Source organism: Bradyrhizobium sp. WYCCWR 13022, assembly GCF_030435535.1.
Classification (GTDB): Bacteria; Pseudomonadota; Alphaproteobacteria; order Rhizobiales; family Xanthobacteraceae; genus Bradyrhizobium.
Genome location: NZ_JAUIZJ010000002.1, coordinates 1,080,229 through 1,099,333, shown reverse-complemented (window position 1 = coordinate 1,099,333; position 19,105 = coordinate 1,080,229). Strand labels below are relative to the sequence as shown.

General features: G+C 64.6%; 20 protein-coding genes. 16 read left to right on the top strand and 4 right to left on the bottom strand.

Features of this window, described 5'->3' with window-relative positions; all coding sequences use genetic code 11:
• Positions 1 to 15: 15 nt before the first annotated feature.
• Genes QY049_RS06450 through QY049_RS06435 form a run of 4 tightly spaced genes read left to right on the top strand, consistent with a single transcriptional unit; the run spans position 16 to position 3,875 of the window.
• Entirely contained in the window at positions 16 to 1,905 is a 1,890-nt protein-coding gene (locus QY049_RS06450; RefSeq protein WP_258762108.1) for an ABC transporter permease, read from the top strand.
• Positions 1,902 to 2,693, top strand: coding sequence for an ABC transporter ATP-binding protein (locus tag QY049_RS06445; RefSeq protein WP_258762107.1), 792 nt, complete (start codon positions 1,902 to 1,904; stop codon positions 2,691 to 2,693). Before QY049_RS06450 ends, QY049_RS06445 begins: the two co-directional genes overlap by 4 nt.
• Positions 2,690 to 3,394, top strand: a complete 705-nt coding sequence (locus QY049_RS06440) for an ABC transporter ATP-binding protein (RefSeq protein WP_194476462.1) — start codon at positions 2,690 to 2,692, stop codon at positions 3,392 to 3,394. The genes QY049_RS06445 and QY049_RS06440 overlap by 4 nt, the downstream gene beginning before the upstream one ends.
• A 25-nt stretch (positions 3,395 to 3,419) precedes the next feature.
• On the top strand, positions 3,420 to 3,875 hold the full coding sequence (locus QY049_RS06435; protein ID WP_194476461.1) for a MarR family winged helix-turn-helix transcriptional regulator: 456 nt from the start codon (positions 3,420 to 3,422) through the stop codon (positions 3,873 to 3,875).
• Positions 3,876 to 3,941: 66 nt separating this feature from the next.
• On the opposite strand, the gene QY049_RS06430 is transcribed toward QY049_RS06435, so the two are convergent.
• Entirely contained in the window at positions 3,942 to 5,138 is a 1,197-nt protein-coding gene (locus QY049_RS06430) for an amidohydrolase family protein (RefSeq protein WP_258762106.1), read from the bottom strand.
• 157 nt (positions 5,139 to 5,295) lie between these two features.
• Here QY049_RS06430 and QY049_RS06425 point away from each other — a divergent pair, with 157 nt between their 5' ends.
• The 3 genes from QY049_RS06425 to QY049_RS06415 all read left to right on the top strand — a co-directional run bounded on the left by QY049_RS06425 (position 5,296) and on the right by QY049_RS06415 (position 7,909).
• Positions 5,296 to 6,069 carry a ferredoxin--NADP reductase gene (locus QY049_RS06425; protein WP_194476459.1) on the top strand — a complete coding sequence of 258 codons (774 nt, stop codon included), beginning with the start codon at positions 5,296 to 5,298 and terminating at the stop codon, positions 6,067 to 6,069.
• Positions 6,070 to 6,175: 106 nt separating this feature from the next.
• Positions 6,176 to 6,502, top strand: coding sequence for a hypothetical protein (locus QY049_RS06420; protein WP_258762105.1), 327 nt, complete (start codon positions 6,176 to 6,178; stop codon positions 6,500 to 6,502).
• A gap of 99 nt (positions 6,503 to 6,601) precedes the next feature.
• Complete coding sequence (locus QY049_RS06415; protein ID WP_301269202.1) at positions 6,602 to 7,909, top strand: cytochrome P450; 1,308 nt, start codon at positions 6,602 to 6,604, stop codon at positions 7,907 to 7,909.
• Here QY049_RS06415 and QY049_RS06410 read toward each other — a convergent pair.
• Positions 7,810 to 9,060 carry a DUF763 domain-containing protein gene (locus tag QY049_RS06410; RefSeq protein WP_258762103.1) on the bottom strand — a complete coding sequence of 417 codons (1,251 nt, stop codon included), beginning with the start codon at positions 9,058 to 9,060 and terminating at the stop codon, positions 7,810 to 7,812. The two genes, QY049_RS06415 and QY049_RS06410, sit on opposite strands and share 100 nt — an antisense overlap.
• A gap of 127 nt (positions 9,061 to 9,187) precedes the next feature.
• On the opposite strand from QY049_RS06410, the gene QY049_RS06405 reads away from it, so the two are divergent.
• A complete protein-coding gene (locus tag QY049_RS06405) occupies positions 9,188 to 10,333 on the top strand; it encodes a mechanosensitive ion channel family protein (protein ID WP_258762102.1) in 1,146 nt (381 codons plus the stop codon).
• Between the two features lie 39 nt (positions 10,334 to 10,372).
• Here QY049_RS06405 and QY049_RS06400 read toward each other — a convergent pair whose 3' ends face one another.
• Complete coding sequence (locus QY049_RS06400; RefSeq protein WP_258762101.1) at positions 10,373 to 11,353, bottom strand: tripartite tricarboxylate transporter substrate binding protein; 981 nt, start codon at positions 11,351 to 11,353, stop codon at positions 10,373 to 10,375.
• A gap of 116 nt (positions 11,354 to 11,469) precedes the next feature.
• Here QY049_RS06400 and QY049_RS06395 point away from each other — a divergent pair, with 116 nt between their 5' ends.
• The 8 genes from QY049_RS06395 to QY049_RS06360 all read left to right on the top strand — a co-directional run bounded on the left by QY049_RS06395 (position 11,470) and on the right by QY049_RS06360 (position 18,660).
• Entirely contained in the window at positions 11,470 to 12,180 is a 711-nt protein-coding gene (locus QY049_RS06395; protein ID WP_194476453.1) for a TetR/AcrR family transcriptional regulator, read from the top strand.
• A gap of 73 nt (positions 12,181 to 12,253) precedes the next feature.
• Positions 12,254 to 13,213 (top strand): amidohydrolase, encoded by a 960-nt coding sequence (locus QY049_RS06390; RefSeq protein WP_258762100.1) that lies wholly within the window; start codon positions 12,254 to 12,256, stop codon positions 13,211 to 13,213.
• A gap of 5 nt (positions 13,214 to 13,218) precedes the next feature.
• A complete protein-coding gene (locus QY049_RS06385; protein WP_258762099.1) occupies positions 13,219 to 14,097 on the top strand; it encodes an amidohydrolase in 879 nt (292 codons plus the stop codon).
• Complete coding sequence (gene dctA / locus QY049_RS06380) at positions 14,094 to 15,395, top strand: C4-dicarboxylate transporter DctA (RefSeq protein WP_258762098.1); 1,302 nt, start codon at positions 14,094 to 14,096, stop codon at positions 15,393 to 15,395. The genes QY049_RS06385 and dctA overlap by 4 nt, the downstream gene beginning before the upstream one ends.
• A gap of 67 nt (positions 15,396 to 15,462) precedes the next feature.
• Positions 15,463 to 16,176 (top strand): PIG-L deacetylase family protein, encoded by a 714-nt coding sequence (locus QY049_RS06375; protein ID WP_027517331.1) that lies wholly within the window; start codon positions 15,463 to 15,465, stop codon positions 16,174 to 16,176.
• Positions 16,173 to 16,856 carry a 4-carboxy-4-hydroxy-2-oxoadipate aldolase/oxaloacetate decarboxylase gene (locus QY049_RS06370; protein WP_194476448.1) on the top strand — a complete coding sequence of 228 codons (684 nt, stop codon included), beginning with the start codon at positions 16,173 to 16,175 and terminating at the stop codon, positions 16,854 to 16,856. The genes QY049_RS06375 and QY049_RS06370 overlap by 4 nt, the downstream gene beginning before the upstream one ends.
• A gap of 20 nt (positions 16,857 to 16,876) precedes the next feature.
• Positions 16,877 to 17,746 (top strand): hypothetical protein, encoded by an 870-nt coding sequence (locus QY049_RS06365; protein WP_301269201.1) that lies wholly within the window; start codon positions 16,877 to 16,879, stop codon positions 17,744 to 17,746.
• Positions 17,743 to 18,660: a DUF1932 domain-containing protein gene (locus QY049_RS06360; RefSeq protein ID WP_258766985.1), complete on the top strand. Its 918-nt coding sequence runs from the start codon at positions 17,743 to 17,745 to the stop codon at positions 18,658 to 18,660. The genes QY049_RS06365 and QY049_RS06360 overlap by 4 nt, the downstream gene beginning before the upstream one ends.
• A 16-nt stretch (positions 18,661 to 18,676) precedes the next feature.
• Here QY049_RS06360 and QY049_RS06355 read toward each other — a convergent pair whose 3' ends face one another.
• Positions 18,677 to 18,994: a hypothetical protein gene (locus QY049_RS06355; protein ID WP_258762096.1), complete on the bottom strand. Its 318-nt coding sequence runs from the start codon at positions 18,992 to 18,994 to the stop codon at positions 18,677 to 18,679.
• Positions 18,995 to 19,105 lie beyond the last annotated feature (111 nt).

Below are 19,105 nucleotides of genomic sequence, written 5' to 3'. Positions count from 1 at the left end.
TAACCCGGACCGCCGATGGCCTTTTACGTCGTACAGTTTCTGACCGGTCTCGCCAGCGCAGCGTCGCTGTTTCTGGTGGCCTCGGGTCTGTCGATCATCTTCGGCGTGACGCGGATCGTGAATTTCGCGCATGGCGCCTTCTACATGATCGGCGCCTACATCGCCTTCACGCTCACCGAGCGTTTCTCCGGTGCATTCGGCTTCTGGGGCGGCGTGGTGATGGCGGCGCTGGCGGTGGCGCTGATCGGCGTCCTCGTCGAGATGGTGCTGCTCCGGCGTATCTACCATGCGCCCGAACTGTTCCAGCTGCTCGGTACCTTCGGCCTGACCCTGATGGTCGAGGATCTCGTGGTATTGATCTGGGGGCCCGACGATCTCGTCGGCCGCCGCGCGCCGGGCTTCAGGGGCGCGGTCGATTTCTTCGGCCAGAACATCCCGAGCTACGATCTGTTCCTGATAGCGATGGGCCCTGTGGTGCTCGGTATTCTCTGGCTGCTGTTCCAGCGCACGCGCTGGGGCATCTTGGTGCGCGCCGCGACGCAGGACCGCGACATGGTCGCAGCGCTCGGCGTGAACCAGAAGTGGCTGTTCACATCAGTGTTCGCGGTCGGCGTCTTCCTCGCCGCGCTTGGCGGCGCGCTCCAGATCCCGCGTGATGCCGTGCACCACGCCATGGATCTGCGCATCATCGTCGAGGTCTTCGTCGTCGTCGTGATCGGCGGTCTCGGCAGCATCGTTGGCGCCTTCGTGGCGGCCGTGCTTGTGTCCGAGCTGAATGCGTTTGGCATCCTGATCTTCCCAAAAATCTCCATCATCCTGGTCTTCCTGGTGATGGCGGTGGTGTTGATCGTCCGGCCCTGGGGCCTGTTCGGCAAGCCGGAAGCGGCCGCGCGCAAGACGCCGGGGCTGTCGGTCAATCCCTGGCGGCCGCTGACGTCGAACGAGCGGCTGGCGTCCCTCGCGGCGCTCGTCATCGCGGCGATGCTGCCGCTGTTTGCCGGCAACTACGCGCTGACCGTCGGCTCGGAGATCGCGATCTTCGTGATCTTTGCCGTCAGCCTCCATTTCCTGATGTCGGTCGGCGGGCTCGCGTCGTTCGGCCACGCCGCCTATTTCGGCCTCGGCGCCTATGGCGTGGCGTTCCTCGCCAAGATGGCGGGGCTGCCGATGATCGTCTGTCTCTTGCTCGGTCCGCTGCTCGGCTGCATGGGCGCCGCCGTGTTCGGCTTCTTCGCGGTGCAGCTCTCCGGCGTCTATTTTGCCATGCTGACGCTCGCCTTCGCGCAGATCGTCTGGTCGATCGCGTTCCAGTGGGTGAGCGTCACGGGCGGCGACAACGGCATTCTGGGCGTCTGGCCTGCGAGCTGGGCGGCGAGCCCGTCGCATTTCTACTGGCTGGCGCTCGGCGTCGCAGCGCTCGTCACCACTGCGCTGCGGATCGCGGTGTTCTCGCCGTTCGGTTACGCGCTTCGCGCCACGCGCGACTCGCTGCTCCGCAGCGAAGCCGTCGGTATCAATGCCAAGCGCATCCAGTGGACCGCCTTCGTGATCGCGGGCACGACCGCCGGCATCGGCGGCGCGCTGTTCGCTTATCTCAAAGGCAGCGTCTTCCCCGACAATCTCGGCATCTCGCTCTCGGTCGATGCGCTGGTCATGGTGCTGCTCGGCGGCGTCGAGACGGTGTCGGGCGGGGTGATTGGCGCCATTGTCTACAAGGCCCTCAACATCTGGCTGGTGAGCCAGACCGATCTGTCAAAGCTGGTGCTCGGCGGCTTCATCGTGCTGATCGTCGTCGTCTTCCCCAAGGGCATCGTCGGCATGCTGGAGATTCTCACGCAGCGGCGCAGAAAATCATCGCCGCCGGGATCATCTTTGCTCGCCAAGCCGATCGAGTCCGCCGAATGAGCGTTACGCCCCCACTTCTCGCGGTCGAAGGCTTGACCAAATCCTACGGTGGCATTCATGCCGTGCGAGGCGTCTCGTTCTCGCTGCGATCAGGCGAGATCCTGGCGCTGATCGGTCCGAACGGCGCGGGCAAGAGCACCTGCTTCGACATGCTCAACGGCCAGAACAAGCCGGATAGCGGACACGTCCGCCTGCTCGGCGAAGAGACCACAGGCAAGAAGCCGCGCGATATCTGGCGCATGGGCGTGGGACGCACCTTCCAGATCACGGCGACCTTCGCCACCATGACGGTGCGTGAAAACGTGCAGGTCGCGCTGATTTCGCACGGCAGGCAACTGTTCAATCTCTGGGGCTCGGCGCCTGATGTCGACCGCAACGAGGCCGGACGGCTGCTCGAGCTGGTCGGCATGGGCGGCTATGCGGACCGTCCCTGCGGCGAGCTCGCCTATGGCGACCTCAAGCGCCTCGAGCTCGCGGTCGCGCTCGCCAATGATCCAAAGCTGCTCTTGATGGACGAGCCGACCGCCGGCATGGCGCCGCGCGAGCGCGTCGAGCTGATGCGGCTCACGGCTCAGATCGCGAAGGAAAAGGCGATCGGCGTGCTCTTCACCGAGCACGACATGGACGTGGTGTTCGAACATGCCGACCGCATCATCGTGCTCAATCGCGGCACGTTGATCGCCGAGGGCTCGCCGGCCGAGGTGCGAGGCAATCCGCAAGTGCAGGCGATCTATCTCGGCGAGGGGCTGCTTTACGAAGGCGGGCATCGCGAGGGGGCCCCGGCATGAAGCTCACGGTGCAGGACCTCAACAGCCATTACGGCCCCGCGCATATTCTGTTCGACATCGGTTTCGAGGTCGGCGAGGGCGAAGTGGTGGCGCTGCTCGGGCGCAACGGCGCTGGCAAGTCGACGACGTTCCGCTCGATCGTGGGTCTCGTGGCGCAGCGGACCGGCCGCATCACGTTCGAGGGCAAGGACGTCTCGACGAAACCGACGCACGAGATCGTGCGCGAGGGGCTCGGCTATGTGCCGGAGGAGCGGCGCATCTTCACGGACCTGACGGTCGAAGAGAATCTAGAGGTCGGCCGCCAGCCGAAGCGGCCGAACGCGCCATACTGGACGCGCGAAAAACTGTTCACGCTGTTTCCCAATCTCGGCGAGATGAAGGGCCGCCCTGGCGGCCGCATGAGCGGCGGCGAGCAGCAGATGCTGACCATCGCGCGCACGTTGATGGGCAATCCGTCGCTGGTGCTGCTCGACGAGCCCTCGGAGGGCCTGTCGCCAAAGATCGTGGAGCAGATGGTCGATGCCATCCTGACCATGAAGAAGGAGGGCGTCAGCATCGTCGTCTCCGAGCAGAATTTGCACTTTGCGCGGTTGATTTCCGATCGCGCCTATATCATCGAGCGCGGCCGCATCTGTTTCGGCGGTACCATGGCTGAGCTCGACGCGCGTCCGGATATCCGCGACGCGCATCTGTCGTTGTGAGGGCAAAGGGAAGGGCAGCGCAGGAATGGCAAGAAGCGTCACGGCGAAGAAAAGCGTCAAGCAAGGCAAGCCTCCTTACGTGCTCGACGAGCAGGTCGGCTTCATCCTGCGCCAGGTCTGGCAGCGCCACAGCGCGATCTTCTCCCGCGACATCGGCACCAACCTGACGCCGACGCAGTGGGCCGCGCTGTCGAAGCTCGCCGAGACCGGGCCGTGCTCGCAGAACCAGCTCGGACGTCTGACCGCGATGGACGTCGCGACCATCAAGGGCGTGATCGATCGCCTCACGGCACGCGGCCTGACCGAGACGAGCCAGGATCCAGAGGATGGACGGCGCCTCCTGGTGAGCCTGACGCGCGCCGGTCAGCAGCTTGCCGAAAAGCTCGCGCCGAATGCGATCGCGATCACGCGCGAGACGCTGGCGCCGCTCGACGCCAAGGAGCGCGAGCTGCTGATGGCGCTGTTGAACAAGCTGCGGTGAATTGAAGCCGTCATTCCGGGGCGCAACGAAGTCGCGAGCCCGGAATGACGACTGTGTTTGCGGCGCCTACTTCCCCACCACCTCCGGCACTCTTCCCGCCGGCGGCGTGTTGCGGCTGCGCTGCGTCCGCACGATGCCGTCGATGATGGTCATGCCGATGCCGGGGAGATCGCCGAGCTGGACGCTCTCCAGGATGTTCTTGCCGGGCGAGTGCTGAGCCTTGTCCATGATGACGAAATCGGCGGCGCGGCCGACCTCGATCAGGCCGCAATCGAGCTGCCGCATTCGCGCGGTGTTGCCGGTGGCCAGGCAGAACGCGATCTCCGCCGGCAGCTCGCCGATCGAGGACAGCATCGAGACCATGCGCAGGATGCCGAGCGGCTGCACGCCGGAGCCCGCCGGCCCGTCGGTGCCAAGGATGACGCGGTGCAGATCGCCCATCTCGCGTGCGATGCGCAGCGTGTAGAGCGCCGAGCGCTCATTGCCGTTGTGAACGATCTCGAGCCCGCGCTTGCAGCCCTCGCAGATGCAGCGGATCTGGTCGTCGGGCAGCGCGGTGTGGCCGCCGTTGATGTGGCCGACCACGTCGGTGTCGGCTTCCAGCACCACGTCCTTGTCGATCAGGCCGGAGCCGGGGATCGAGGGGCCGCCGGTGTGGATGGTGCTCTGGATGCCGTATTTGCGCGCCCAGCCGACCATCTTGCGCGCGGTCGGGCCATCCTTGACGCCGCCAAGGCCGACTTCGCCGAGCAGCTTGACGCCGGCGGCGGCCATCTCCTTGAAGTCTTCCTCGACCATCTCGCATTCGATCACGGGCGCGCCGGCGTGAACCTTCACGCCGCCCGGACGAAGCGTCCAGAACGCACGCTGGGCGAAGATCGCCATGGCCTTGAGCCCGACGACGTCGCGGGGGCGGCCGGGCATGTGCACTTCGCCCGCCGAGATCATGGTGGTGATGCCGCCATGGAGGGAGCTGTCGATCCAGTTGATCTGGTTCTGGCGTGGCGTCCAGTCGCCGGCGACGGGGTGGACGTGGCTGTCGATGAGGCCCGGGGTCACCGTCGTGCCGTTGGCATCGACGATGGTGGTGGCGCCTTCCGTATCGAGGTCCTTGAAGCGGCCGATCGCGGTGATCTTGCCGTTCTCTGCGACGATGGTGTCGCCGTCCAGGATCGGCTTTTCCAGCGCGCCGGACAGGATCAGGCCGATATTGCGGATCACCAGCTTCGAGGGTCCGGCGGCCTGGGGTGCGTCATGCGCCATGGAAGGGGCTCCTTATTCCTAACTGCAACGCTTTCGATCTTGGGCAGCCTTGACCGCGGGATCAAGCAGGATTATTCATTAGTATACGAATGATCGTGTACAAACGACGCATAGCTGGCCGCCTCGGAAACCGCTGGAAGCGAAACGGAAGGGTGAGATGAGCAATTTCAATCAGGAAAGCGTTTTGAGCGTCCACCACTGGACCGATACGCTGTTCTCCTTCAAGACCACCCGCAGCCCGACCTTCCGCTTCCGCAACGGCGAGTTCACCATGATCGGGCTCAAGGTCGGCGAGAAGCCGCTGCTGCGGGCCTACAGCGTCGCCAGCGCCAATTACGAGGACACCCTCGAGTTCTTCTCGATCAAGGTGCCCGATGGTCCGCTGACCTCGCGGCTCCAGCACCTGAAGGAGGGTGATGAGGTCATCGTCAGCCGCAAGGCCACCGGCACGCTTGTCATCGACAACCTGGAAGCGGGCCGCAACCTCTACCTCATCGGCACCGGCACGGGCCTCGCGCCGTTTCTGAGCGTGATCAAGGATCCCGAGACCTACGAGCGGTTCGAGAAGGTCGTGCTGCTGCACGGCTGCCGGCACGTCAAGGAGCTCGCCTATGGCGAGATGATCACCGAGCACCTGCCCAAGGACGAGATGCTCGGCGAATACATCCAGAACCAGCTGATCTACTACCCGACCGTGACGCGCGATCCCTTCCGCAACCGCGGCCGCATCACCGACCTCATCACCTCGGGCAAGCTGTTCGACGACATCGGCCTGCCGGCGATCGAGGCGGCCCATGACCGCGTCATGATCTGCGGCAGCCCGGCGCTGGTCGCCGACACCCGAGTCCTCCTCGGCGAGCGTGGTTTTGTCGAAGGCAACCACGGTGAGCCGGCCCAGTTCGTGGTCGAGAAGGCGTTTGCCGAGCGCTAAACGCGGAATTTCTGCGCATTAAGGTCGCATTTTCGCCCTCGGGCGGGCGTTGCGGCGCCGATTCGGCGCTTGATACACTGTGGGAGCGAATCAGCGGAGTTCCCACATGGTTGCGGACAGCGACAGCAACATCGCCTGGCACCGGGTTCAGTTGAAGAAAAACCGCGCCGAGTTGAAGGCGCTGGAGACTGCGCGCTTCACGATGGGCGAGATCGCGTCCTCGAAGCGCAACGGCCAGACCCAGAAGGCGATCGCGGACCTCAAGCGCAAGATCGCGCTGTCCGAGCGCGCCGTTGCCGACCACGACAAGCGCACGCGCCGCCCGCTCGGCACCGATCTGCAAAGCCTCAGCAACGGCAGCTGGAGCCATTGGGACGCCTATACCAACCAGCAGCAGCGCAAGACCGGACCGCGCTCGCCGGGGCGGGGGTAGGCTCGTCTCTCCGCGTCAGAGAGGCGCACGTTCCGCCCCTTGCGTCGGGGCCACCATGTACCATGTGAGCGAGACGCCACCAACCGCTCCGGGAATCCCATGACATCGCGCCTCGATTTCACCAGCGAGGACTTCTTTCGCGATCCCCCCAAGACCATTGCGACGTTGCGTCTGTCCGGCCCTGTGGTCGCGACGCGGTTTCCTCTCGTCGGCAATGTCTGGATCACCACGACCCATGACGCCACGGCACAAGTTCTGAAGGACAGCACCACCTTCACGCTGCGCAAGGAGGATGGTGACATCGCGGGCCTGCGCTGGTGGATGCCCGCGTTCGTCAGCACCATCGCCAACAACATGCTGACCATGGACGAGCCGGATCATACAAGGCTGCGCAGCATCGTTGACGAGGCGTTCCGGCGCCGCGCGATCGTTGCGATGGAGCCGCGCATTCGCGCCATCGCCGACGGCCTAGCCGAGGACCTGTTCGCGAACGGTGGCACGGCCGACCTCGTCCAGCGTTACGCGCGCATCCTGCCGCTGTCGGTGATCTCAGAGCTTCTTGGTCTGCCCTTGGCGGATCGTCCCAAATTCATCGCCTGGGGCAACGCCATGTCCTCGGTGACGAATTTCGTCAGCTTCTTCAGCCTGATGTTCGCGTTCCGCAAGATGCGAGCCTACCTCGAGCAGCAGTTGCAGATCGCGCGTGTGCAGAGCGGCGAGGGCTTGATTGCCGAACTGGTCCAGGTTGAACGCGAGTGCGGTGAAATTACGCCGGAGGAGATGGTGTCTATGGTGTTTCTGCTGCTCGCGGCGGGATCGGAGACGACCACGCATCTCATCAGCGGTTCCGTCTACGAACTGCTCAGGAATCCGGCCTTGCGCGACTGGCTGGAGCAGGACTGGAGCCGCGCTGGGCTTGCGGTGGAGGAGTTCTTGCGCTTCGTGTCGCCGGTTCAATTCTCCAAGCCGCGCTACGTGCGGCGGGACGTCGAGGTCGAAGGCGTGCGCCTGACGAAGGGCGATCGTGTCATGGTGATGCTGGCCGCGGCGAACGTGGACCCGGCAGTGCATGCCCAGCCCGAGCGGCTCGATCCTGAGCGCAAGCCGAACCGCCACCTCTCGTTCGGAACGGGAATCCATTTCTGCCTGGGCCACCAGCTCGCGCGCATCGAAGCGGCCTGCGCGCTTCAGGCCCTTTTCACGCGATGGCCGAAACTCAGCCTCGCGGTCGCTCCGTCCGAGATACGCTGGCGTCGGCGACCGGGCATCAGAATGATCGCGAAGCTCCCCGTCGTCGCTGCGACGCTTCAGGCCGTCGACTTACCTGATGATGCAAGGTCGCGCTCCCAGCCGAACACCGAGCGGCCGTCGAGATCGGGCGAGGCCGCACGTTCGCCCGCGATATAGGCCTCGACCGAAGGTCCGCTCGCCGTGCGCTCCAGGCGACGCGCCTGGTCGTCGAGGCGCTTGATCGCCTGCATCTCTTCCTCACGCCCGAGCTTGGCGTTCTGGATCGCGCCCTTCAGCACGCGGATGGTCTCGTCATAGACCTTGATCGGAACGGGGTAGGGATGCCGGTCCTTGCCGCCATGGGCGAGCGAGAAGCGCGCCGGGTCCTTGAAGCGATAGGGCGCACCGTGCACGACCTCGGCGACCATTGCGAGCGAGCGCACGGTGCGGGCGCCGACGCCCGGCGTCAGCAACAGCTCGGGGAAGTCGACGGGGCCGCGCTCAGCGGCCGCGGCGAGGGTGCCGTGCAGTCGCCGGGCGAACACGTCCTTCGGCCGCACGTCGTGATGCGCGGGCATGATCAGGTGCGGCAGCATCGCTTGCGCCGGTTCGGGCGCAGCGCCCGTGAGCCGCTCGAATTCGGAGAGGATGCGGTCGGGGCCGAGATCGGAGAGCAGTTCGAGCTGCGCGCTACGCGAGACGTCGGCGCGATGGTCGGTGAGATTGACGATCTCGCCCTGCTGCGGGCCGTCGATCGCGCTGTGAGGCGTATCGACAAAGCTCTTCAGCGCTTCGGAATGCCAGTGATAGCGGCGGGCCTGCCGCTTGTCGCCGTTCATGCCTTGCTGCACCACGGTCCACTTGCCCTCGGTGGTGACGAAGAAGCCGTGCAGATAGAGATCAAAGCCGTCCTGCACGGCGGCACTGTCGACCTTCGCCACCAGCCGGCTCGCACGCGTAAGCTTTGCGCCGTCGAATCCGACGCGGTCGCCGAGTTGCATCAGCTCGTCCGGTGTTTTGCGCGAATGCTGGCCGCGGCCGCCGCAGACATAGATGCCGAGCTCGTCCTGGAGTGGCCCGAGCCCGCGCTTCAGCGCGCCGATCACTGATGTCGTGATGCCGGAGGAATGCCAGTCCATTCCCATCACGGCGCCGAACGATTGGAACCAGAATGGATGCGATAGCCGCTGCATGAAGGCATCGCGGCCGTAATGAAGCACGATCGCCTGCGTGACGATCGCGCCCAGCGAGGCCATGCGGCTCGCCAGCCATGGCGGAACCCGCCCGGTGTGGAGAGGAAGATCGGCGCTGCCGGTTCGTCTGGTCATGAGTTCCTCAAGCTAGCGCAATCCGCCGACGGTTGCACCAGCGGAATGCTGCGTTGCACGGAGCGGGGGAGCGAAGCCCGGCGCAATGCGTTGAGCGCGAGATGCGAATGCAAGTCCGGGGACGTGAATGACCAGGCAGGCCCTCATGGCCGACCTCGACAAGATGTTCGGGTGGATCCCGTCATGGATCATCGGCCTCGGCCTCGTTGCCGGAGCGATCCTGCTCGCGCTGACCTTCTACCGATTCGCGGTCTGGCTGCTCAACCGGGCGTTCGGAACCCGGCTTCCGCTGATGGGCGTGTTCATCGCGCGCACGTCCGGACCGGCGCAGCTGGCGCTGTGTCTTGCCGCCGTCGCGCTGGTCCTGCCGCTTGCACCGCTGAACGATGCATTCCGTTCTCCGCTGACGAGCCTGTTCGTCGTCGCCTTCATCGCGCTGATCGGCTGGATCTCGATCCGTATCGTCGATATGAGTGCGGCGCGCTACCTGCAGAATTTTCGCGATGTCACCGAGAATTTCGTCGCGCGCAAGCACGTCACGCAAGTCCGCGTGTTCAAGCGCATCGCCGACATCATCATCGTCATCATCACGGTGTCGACCGCGCTGATGACGTTCGACTCGGTCAGGCAATACGGCGTCAGCCTGTTCGCCTCCGCCGGTGCCGCCGGCATCATCGTCGGTCTCGCCGCGCGGCCGCTGCTCAGCAATCTGATTGCGGGCCTGCAGATCGCCATCACCCAGCCGATCCGCATCGAGGATGCCGTCATCATCGAGAACGAATGGGGCTGGGTCGAGGACATCGCCGCGACCTATGTGGTGATCCGCCTATGGGACTGGCGCCGCATGGTGGTGCCGCTGTCCTATTTCATCGAAAAGCCGTTCCAGAACTGGACCCGCGACACCGCGTCCCTGATCGGCGTCATCGCGCTGCATGTCGATTACCGCGCCGACGTGCCGCGTATTCGTCGTTGGCTGGAGGGAGCGGTGAAAGAGTCAAGGCTCTGGGACGGCGCGGTGGTCAATCTGCAGGTGATCGGCGCGGATTCACGCACCATCGAGCTGCGCGCACTGGTCAGCGCACGGAATGCGCCGCAATCCTGGGACCTGCGCTGCGAGATGCGCGAGAAGCTGATTGCCTTCATCCGCGACGAGATGCCGGAAGCCCTGCCACGCGAACGCGCGATCCTGATCCCGCAGGGCGGAGGCGACGATGATGAATTCTCGCGACGTGCTGCGTCGTCGGAGAAGATGAGGGCGCCTGCGCACAATTGACCGGCGCGCGAGGCCCCTATTGCCCATCGCTTGGAGACCTCACTGCGCGCGGATGTCGGCGGCCTTCAGCACCGGCTCCCATTTGGTCGCCTCGGCGTGCATGTAGGCGTCAAACTCCTTGGAGGAGGAGCCGACCGGGGCTGCGCCGATCTTGCCGAGCGTCGACTGCACGCCCGGATCCTGCAGCGCCGCCTTCAGGTCGGCTTCGAGCTTCGCGACGATCTCCGGCGGCATTTTTGCCGGCCCAAGCACGCCCCACCAGACCGAGACGTCGTAGCCTGATACGCCGGACTCCGCGACGGTTGGCACATCAGGCAGCGCCTTGGAGCGCCCGACCGAAGTCACCGCGAGTGCGCGCACCGGGCCGCCTTCGAGCTGGCCGATGGCTTCCGCGAGGGGGTTGATGCTGAGCGGGATTTCGCCTGCGATCACCGCGGTCAGGGCCGGTGCGCCACCCTTGTAGGGGATCGCGACCATCTTGGTGCCGGACATGTATTTCAGGAGCTCGCCGGCGAGATGCGCCGAGGTGCCGTTGCCGGACATGCCGTAGGAGAGCTTGTCCGGCTCCTTCTTTGCGGCGGCGAGGAGATCGCCCAGCGTCTTGTAGGGACTGTCCTTGGCCACCACGATCGCAAGCGGCGAGGAGGCGACTTCCGAGATCGCCGTAAAATCCTTGAAGGTGTCGTAAGGCATGCTCGGATAGATGAACTGGTTGAGCGGGTGACCGCTCGCGACCAGGATCAGCGTGTAGCCGTCGGGGGCGGCCTGCGTCAGCGCCTGCGAGGCGACGATGCCGCCGGCGCCAGGCCGGTTGTCGATCACCGGCTGCTGGCCCCAAGTTTTTGCGAGAGCCTGGCCGAGCGTGCGCGCGAGCACGTCGACCGCGCCGCCGGCCGCATAAGGCACGAGGATGTGGACCGGCTTGCTCGGAAAAGTGTCGGCGGCCTGCGCGACGCTGCCCGCGAGCATCAGACCGGCGCCGAGCATCCAAGCGGCAGCCTTCGTGTTCAAACCCAGCATATTTCAGCACTCCCTGAAGGCAGTTAGGTCCGTGCGGTGGTCTTCGAGCCGCTTCCGGACCTTGCCCGTGGTTTTTGTTGACGAGACCTGATCTTTTGTACGATAGTACAAATCACATGGTACGCAAGCCCACCAGCAAGGAAACGGCCCGCAAGCCGAACATGCGCGAGGCAATCCTCGCCGCGGCCGAGGAACTGTTCGCCACCAACGGTTTCAACGCCGTCTCGGTGCGCGACATTGCGCAGGCCGCCGGCGCCAATCCCGGCAGCGTGACCTATCATTTCAAGACCAAGGACGGCCTGCTGCTGGAGATCTACCGGCGCCATTGCGGGCCGATGAACCTTCGCCGCTCGGAGTTGCTCGCCGCCGCCAGGCGCGTGCGCGATCTCCAGGACCGGCTGGAAGCGATCGTGCGGGCCTATGTGGTGCCGGCCTTCACCTCGGGCAGCGATCTTGCAGGGGGCGGGGCGCGCTTCACGCGGCTCCGCGCCGTGATGTCCGCCGAAGGCAACGAGGTCGCGCGAAAGATCATCGCGCAGACCTTCGACGACACCAGCCACGCCTTCATCGATGCAATTCACGAGAGCCTGCCGCACATTCCGCGCACCGACATCGTCTGGCGCAGCCATTTCCTGCTCGGCGCACTCTATTATTCGCTCGTGACGCCGGACCGCGTCTCGCGCCTGTCGCGCGGCGAGGCCGACGGCAGCGACGCCGCAACGGCGATCGAGCAGCTGGTGCAGGCCACCGTTGCAGCGTTCCAGGCGCCCGCTCTGGATCAGGTCGTTCCGGCACGGCGGCGAACTCCTGCAAGCAGCAAGACTTGAAAGAAACCGCCCGAGCGGAGGCGCGCAACAGCGCTTCCGCTCGCAAGCGGACATGTGATGGAGTGATGAGGAAATGAACAGGCGGGAGTGTTTGCATCTCTTGACCGGACTGGCCGGCGCCGCGCTCGCGGGCGAAGCGCGCGGGCAGGCGGCTGAACCGAGGTCGATCCCGACGATCGCACCGCCGGACCCAAACCCCAAGACGCCGTCGTTCAAGCTGCCACCGAAATCCTGCGACAGCCACACCCACATTTTCGGGCCGGCGTCGCGCTATCCCTTCTCGGAGAAGCGTCCCTACAACACGGCTGACGCTCCGCTGGAGACATTTCGCAGCGTGCACGAGAAAATCGGCGTCGAGCGCTGCGTGATCGTGAACGCCACCGTGCACGGCACCGACAATCGCGTCGTTACCGATGCGATCGCTCAGAGCGAGGGCGCCTACAAGGGCATCGCAAATGTCAGCGACGAGATGACCGAGAAGGAGCTGGCTGCGCTCGACAAGAGCGGAATCTGCGGCTGCCGTTTTGCCTTCTTGAAGCGCCTCGGCGGCGTCGGCGACATGAACAAGTTCCAGCGCATCGTGCACCGGGTCGCCGAACTCGGCTGGCACATCGACGTCTATTTCGAGCCGGGCACTGTTCCCGAATTCGCGCCTGTTCTCACCGCGCTGCCGACGCCTTATGTGATCGACCACATGGGCACGGTTCAGGCCGCGAAAGGTCTCGATGATCCCGGCTTCACGGCGCTGCTCGACCTCCAGAAGAAGGATGAGAAGTGCTGGGTCAAGATTACCGGCCTCGAACGCGCGTCCGCCGCCGGCAAGCCGTTCCACGACGCCGTGCCGTTCGCGAAGGCGCTGATCGACAACGCGCCCGATCGCGTCATCTGGGGCACCGACTGGCCGCATCCCAACGTCAAGATCATGCCGAATGACGGCGAGATCGTTGATCTGATCCCCCTCTACGCGCCCGACAAGGCGATCCAGCAGAAGCTGCTGGTCGACAACCCCGCGCGTCTCTTCAAGTTCGGCTGACGACGATGATGTACACGCCCACCATTCCACCGCCCGATCCGAATACGCGCACGCCGAAATTCAAACTGCCGAAGCTGTCCTGCGACGCGCATTGCCACATCTTCGGCCCTGGTGCGAAATACCCTTACGCGCCGGACCGTTCCTACACGCCGCCCGACGCGCCGCTCGAAGATTTCAGAGGGCTGCACGCCAGGCTCGGCGTGGAGCGCGCGGTCATCGTCAATGCCAGCGTGCACGGCACCGACAACACGGTGGCGCTCGATGCGATCGCGCAGAGCAACGGCGCCTATCGCGCCGTCGCCAATATCGACGACACCATCACCGAGCACGGGCTTCGGGTGCTGCACGAGGGCGGTTTTCGCGGCTGCCGTTTCAATTTCGTCCGCCATCTGGGCGGCGTCCCCGACAAGAGCGTGTTCGATCGCGTCATCGCAATGGTCGCACCGCTCGGCTGGCATATCGACCTGCATTTCGATGCGATCGATCTGCCTGAATATGCCGACATGCTCGCAAAACTGCCGCTGAGCTACACGATCGACCATATGGGACGGGTGAAGGCCTCGGAGGGGCTCGACCAGCTTCCGTTCAGGATCCTGATCGAGCTGATGCAGCGCGACGAGAAATGCTGGGTCAAGATCTGCGGCTCGGAGCGGGTCTCCTCGGCCGGTCCGCCGTTCACGGACGCGGTGCCGTTCGCACGAAAAATCGTCGAAACCGCGCCGGACCGTGTCATCTGGGGCACCGACTGGCCGCATCCCAATGTCAAGGTGATGCCGAATGACGGCGACCTCGTCGATCTGATCCCGCTGTTCGCGCCTGAAACGGAGTACCAGCAGAAGATCCTGGTCGACAATCCCGCGCGCCTGTTCGAGTTCGACCGATGACCGCGATGGCGATCGACAAGCCGCGCAGGCGCGCCTGGTGGAAGGAGCTCTGGATTCAGGTGCTCATCGCAATGGCGGCCGGCGTCGCGCTCGGGACCGTCAGCCCCGAGGCGGGTGCGAAGATGCAGCCGCTCGGCGACGCCTTCATCAAGGCGATCCGGATGCTGATCGCGCCGATCATCTTCTGCACCGTCGTGCATGGCATCGCCCATATGGCGGACATGGCGAGGGTTGGGCGCGTCGCGGTCAAAGCGATCATCTATTTCGAAATCATGACCACGATCGCGCTGATCATCGGTCTCATCGCGGTGAACGTGCTCAAGCCCGGCGCCGGCATGAACATCGATCCGGCCAGCATCAATGCCAGCGCGGTCGAGCCCTATGTCAAGCAGACCGCGGTCATAGGCTTCGTTCCGTTCCTGATGAACATCGTGCCGGGGACCTTCATCGGCGCCTTTGCCGAGGGCAACATCCTCCAGGTGCTGTTCATTTCCGTGCTTTGTGGCTTTGCACTGGTGCAACTCGGCGAGCGCGCCGCGCCGCTGGTCGGCCTGATCGATATTGCCGCCAAGATGGTGTTCGCCGTGGTCGGCTTCGTGATGTGGGCCGCGCCGATCGGCGCGTTTGGCGCCATTGCCTTTACCGTCGGGAAGTTCGGAGTGGGATCACTTGCCTCGCTCGGCAAGCTGCTCGGCGGCTTCTATCTGACCTGCGCGATCTTCATCATCGTGGCGCTCGGTCCGGTCGCACGGCTCTGCGGCTTCTCGCTGCTCAAGCTGATCCGCTACATCTGGGAAGAGCTTTTGATCTGCATCGCCACGACGTCGTCCGAGACGGTGTTGCCGCGGATGCTGACCAAGCTGGAGAAGGCCGGCTGCGAGAGGAGCGTGGTCGGGCTGGTGATCCCGACCGGCTATTCCTTCAATCTCGACGGCACCTGTCTGTATCTCGCTGCCGCCTCGGTGTTCCTGGCTCAGGCGACCAACACGCCGTTTGGCCTCGCCGAGCAGATCGAGCTGCTGCTGATCCTGCTCGTGACCTCCAAGGGCGCGGCGGGCATCGCGGGCGCGGCCTTTGTCGTTCTGGCGGCGACGCTGTCGGCCACAGGGACGATTCCGGTGACGAGTGTCGCGCTGGTGCTCGGCATCCATCGCCTGATGTCGCAGGGGTTGACGCCGACCAATCTGATCGGGAACGCGGTCGCGACCATCGCCATTGCCAAATGGGAAGGCGCGCTCGATAGCGAGCGCCTGAAGCGCGTGCTCGATGGTGAGGAACCCGCGGCTACTGCTGCTTGATGAATTGGCTGCCCGCACGAGGCAGGCGGTCTAGAATGCTTACGAACGAAAGAAGGGAGTTTGTCCCATGAAAACAGGTCTCGTGATCACCGCCCATCCCGGCGATTTCGTCTGGCGCGCCGGTGGCGCCATCGCGCTGCATGCCAAGAAGGGCTATCGCATGAAGATCGTGTGCATGTCCTTCGGCGAGCGCGGCGAGAGCCAGTTCGCCTGGAAGGAGAAGGGTGCGACGCTGGAGTCCGTCAAGGCCGGCCGCAAGGACGAGGCGGAGCGAGCCGCAAAGCTGTTAGGGGCCGAGATCGAGTTCTTCGACTGCGGCGACTATCCGCTGAAGCTGACAGAGGCGCATTTCGACCGCATGGTCGACATCTACCGCGAGCTCAATCCGAGCTTCGTGCTGACGCACGCGCTGGAAGATCCCTATAATTTCGACCACCCGAACGCGGCGCATTTCGCCCAGGAGACCCGCGTGGTCGCGCAGGCCATGGGTCACAAGCCCGGCGCGCAGTACAAATATTCGGCGCCGCCGGTGTTCCTGTTCGAGCCGCACCAGCCCGAGCAGTGCAATTACAAGCCGGACCTGCTGCTCAAGATCGACGAGGTCTGGAAGGAGAAGTACGAGGCGTTCCAGATCCTGGCCGCGCAAAAGCATCTCTGGGGCTATTACGAGCGCGTCGCGCTCAACCGCGGCATTCAGGGCAGCCGCAACACCGGCGTGCCCATGACCTATGGCGAGGCCTATCAGCGCCTGTTCCCGACCGTTGCGGAGGAATTGGCATGAAGCCCGTCGTCGTTCGCAATATCAAGCGCGCCGATCCCGCCGGAATGGCCGAGTACGGCGTCTCGACCGTGCACGAGGCCTACGGCCGCCTCGGCCTAATGAAGACGTATTTGCGCCCGGTCTGGGCCGGTGCGTCGATTGCCGGTCCCGCCGTCACAGTGCTGGCTCAGCCGGGTGACAACTGGATGATCCATGTCGCGGTCGAGCAGTGCAGGAAGGGCGACATACTCGTGGTAGGTTGCACGACCGACAATACCGACGGCATGTTCGGCGAGCTGCTGGCGACCTCGCTCAAGGCGCGCGGCGTGCAGGGGCTGATCATCGATGCCGGCTGCCGCGACGTCAAAGCGCTGCACGGGATGAATTTTCCGGTGTGGTCGCGCGCGGTCTCGGCCAAGGGCACTGTGAAGGCGACGCTCGGCTCGGTCAACATCCCCGTGGTCTGTGCCGGCGTCAACGTCGATCCCGGCGACATCATCGTCGCCGATGACGACGGTGTCGTGGTGGTGCCGAAACGCTACGCGGCCGAGGTCGCCGAGAAGGCCAAGAAGCGTAACGCCGACGAGGGCGGCAAGCGCACGCGCCTCGCCTCGGGCGAACTGGGCCTCGACATGTACAGCATGCGCGAGGCTCTGGCGAAGGCCGGGCTCGTCTATGTCGACAATCCCGAGGACGTCTGAACAGCAAGCGGAGCGGGCGGATGGATCGTCTCAAGCTGAAGGCCGTGCTCGGCAGTCATCCTCACGTCAAGGCGGTGAAGAGCGGCGCGCTTCGCTCCGACCTGTTCGAGCTCGACTTCATCGAGTACACGCCGACCAACACGGCGTTCAAGCCGATGGTGCGCGAACAGGCTTTCGACGTCTGCGAGATGGCGATCGTCACCTACCTGATGGCGAAGGCGCACGGCAAGCCGCTGGTGCTGCTGCCGGCAACCATGCTCGGCCGCTTCCAGCATGCCTACGCGCTCTACAACCCGGCGCACGGGGCGCTCGGGCCGTCCGATCTCGAAGGCAAGCGTGTCGGCATCCGCTCGTTCACGACGACGACGGGCGCCTGGATCCGCGGTATCCTCGCCAACGACTATGGCGTCAATCTCGACAAGATCCGCTGGGTTACCTTCGAGGATCCGCACGTCGCCGAATATGTCGACACCACCGAGCGCGCGCCGAAGGACAAGAAGGTCTTGCAGATGCTGATCGACGGCGAGCTGGACGCCGTCCTCGGCGAGACTTCTGACCATCCCAAGCTGAAGTCGCTGTTTCCCGATCCTGCCGCGGAGGCCGCGAAATGGTACGCGCGGCGCGGCGTCGTGCCGGTCAATCATCTGGTGGTCGTGACTGAGCGCCTTGCGAAATCGCGTCCCGATGTGGTCGCTGGCGTTTATGATCTACTCAAGCGGAACAAGGATCAGGCGGGACCAGCGGCGATTCCCGACCTCGTGCCCTTCGGGATCGAGGCGAACAGAAAGCCGCTGGACCTGATCGTCGATTACGCATTCCAGCAGGGATTGATCCCGCGCCGCTATGCGGTCGAGGAGCTGTTCGACGCGACGACACGAGGGCTGAACTGATGGCGGATCCCAAGCGCTGGCAGATCGGGCTGGTTGGCTATGGCGAGGTCGGCCGGATCCTGGCCGAGGATCTGCGCCGGCAGGACATCAAGGTCGCCGCCTACGACGTCAAGCTTGGCGGCGAGCAGGCCGCTGCGCTGAAGGACCATGCGGCCAAGTTAGGCGTGATGCTCGCAGCCTCTCATGCCGAGCTGACGATGAAATCCGATTTCATTATCTCGGCGGTCACCGCGAGCCAGGCCGTGCCAGTGGCAAAAGCCTGCGCGGCTGCGATCAACCAGGGCACCTGGTTCCTCGATTTCAATTCGGCTTCTCCAGGTGCCAAGCAGCGTGCGGCGGCTCTGATCGACGGCGCCGCGGGCCGCTATGTCGAGGGCGCGGTGATGACCTCGGTGCCGCCTTATCGCATCAAGGTGCCGCTGCTGCTCGGTGGGCCCGGCGCAAGAGAGCTGGAGCCGCTGCTGAATACGATCGGCTTTGCGGCCAAGGTCGCGAGCGACAAGCTCGGCGTGTCCTCCGCTGTAAAAATGTGCCGCAGCATCATGATCAAGGGCCTGGAGGCCATGGTCATCGAGAGTTTTACGACCGCACGCGCCTATGGCGTCGAGGATGCAGTTCTGGCGTCGCTCGCGGAGACCTTTCCCGCCATCGACTGGGAGAAGCAGGGCGCCTATTTCTTCCAGCGCGTGATCGAGCATGGTCGTCGTCGCGCCGAAGAGGTGCGTGAGGTTGCCGAAACCGTGCGCGAAGCCGGGCTGACGCCGTGGTCGGCGGAGGGCACCGCCGAACGCCAAGCCTGGGTCGCCGATCTCGCCGACGAAGGCCTGTTCGGCACGAAGGGTACGAAAGAGTTTGCCCGCAGCGCCGATTGGCGCACCGAGGCGGATCGGATTCTGGCGAGGATCAAACGTTAGCGCCGGGCGCGATCACTCAGCTCAGGGGCACTTTGCCATCGCGATAGCCCGAGACTTCATCGCGGGCGGCTTCGATCAAATCGATCAGGCTCTTGGCCTTGCGGACAACGTCCCTGGTGCACTCGGTCCTGAACTCGGTCAGGATCATGCGAATGCACTTGTCGGCGGTGTCGAGCGTCCAAAGCGCGCGCGCCAAGTCGTCGTGCGAATGGATCGCCGAAATATCGAGGCCGGAGAGCACTTCGCCGATGCCATTCAAACGCTTGACGGCGGTCTCCGCGGGCGTGTTGGCCCGGATCGACTGGTAGTCAATGCTGCTGAATGCGCTGAACATATCCATGACTTCCCCAGAGAACGCAGATGGTCAGTGCGCGTGTCCAAATAGGATGAGCGCAGCCGGCCTCGCAACGCGGGGAGCTACGGTCCGGGATTTTACCGGTCCGGG

What these genes read in the sequence shown, in the direction of transcription:
- QY049_RS06450 (WP_258762108.1), top strand. Translation starts at nt 16, where the DNA reads ATGGCCTTTTACGTCGTACAGTTTCTGACCGGTCTCGCCAGCGCAGCG.
- QY049_RS06445 (WP_258762107.1), top strand. Translation starts at nt 1,902, where the DNA reads ATGAGCGTTACGCCCCCACTTCTCGCGGTCGAAGGCTTGACCAAATCC.
- QY049_RS06440 (WP_194476462.1), top strand. Translation starts at nt 2,690, where the DNA reads ATGAAGCTCACGGTGCAGGACCTCAACAGCCATTACGGCCCCGCGCAT.
- QY049_RS06435 (WP_194476461.1), top strand. Translation starts at nt 3,420, where the DNA reads ATGGCAAGAAGCGTCACGGCGAAGAAAAGCGTCAAGCAAGGCAAGCCT.
- QY049_RS06430 (WP_258762106.1), bottom strand. Translation starts at nt 5,138, where the DNA reads ATGGCGCATGACGCACCCCAGGCCGCCGGACCCTCGAAGCTGGTGATC.
- QY049_RS06425 (WP_194476459.1), top strand. Translation starts at nt 5,296, where the DNA reads ATGAGCAATTTCAATCAGGAAAGCGTTTTGAGCGTCCACCACTGGACC.
- QY049_RS06420 (WP_258762105.1), top strand. Translation starts at nt 6,176, where the DNA reads ATGGTTGCGGACAGCGACAGCAACATCGCCTGGCACCGGGTTCAGTTG.
- QY049_RS06415 (WP_301269202.1), top strand. Translation starts at nt 6,602, where the DNA reads ATGACATCGCGCCTCGATTTCACCAGCGAGGACTTCTTTCGCGATCCC.
- QY049_RS06410 (WP_258762103.1), bottom strand. Translation starts at nt 9,060, where the DNA reads ATGACCAGACGAACCGGCAGCGCCGATCTTCCTCTCCACACCGGGCGG.
- QY049_RS06405 (WP_258762102.1), top strand. Translation starts at nt 9,188, where the DNA reads ATGACCAGGCAGGCCCTCATGGCCGACCTCGACAAGATGTTCGGGTGG.
- QY049_RS06400 (WP_258762101.1), bottom strand. Translation starts at nt 11,353, where the DNA reads ATGCTGGGTTTGAACACGAAGGCTGCCGCTTGGATGCTCGGCGCCGGT.
- QY049_RS06395 (WP_194476453.1), top strand. Translation starts at nt 11,470, where the DNA reads ATGGTACGCAAGCCCACCAGCAAGGAAACGGCCCGCAAGCCGAACATG.
- QY049_RS06390 (WP_258762100.1), top strand. Translation starts at nt 12,254, where the DNA reads ATGAACAGGCGGGAGTGTTTGCATCTCTTGACCGGACTGGCCGGCGCC.
- QY049_RS06385 (WP_258762099.1), top strand. Translation starts at nt 13,219, where the DNA reads ATGATGTACACGCCCACCATTCCACCGCCCGATCCGAATACGCGCACG.
- dctA (WP_258762098.1), top strand. Translation starts at nt 14,094, where the DNA reads ATGACCGCGATGGCGATCGACAAGCCGCGCAGGCGCGCCTGGTGGAAG.
- QY049_RS06375 (WP_027517331.1), top strand. Translation starts at nt 15,463, where the DNA reads ATGAAAACAGGTCTCGTGATCACCGCCCATCCCGGCGATTTCGTCTGG.
- QY049_RS06370 (WP_194476448.1), top strand. Translation starts at nt 16,173, where the DNA reads ATGAAGCCCGTCGTCGTTCGCAATATCAAGCGCGCCGATCCCGCCGGA.
- QY049_RS06365 (WP_301269201.1), top strand. Translation starts at nt 16,877, where the DNA reads ATGGATCGTCTCAAGCTGAAGGCCGTGCTCGGCAGTCATCCTCACGTC.
- QY049_RS06355 (WP_258762096.1), bottom strand. Translation starts at nt 18,994, where the DNA reads ATGTTCAGCGCATTCAGCAGCATTGACTACCAGTCGATCCGGGCCAAC.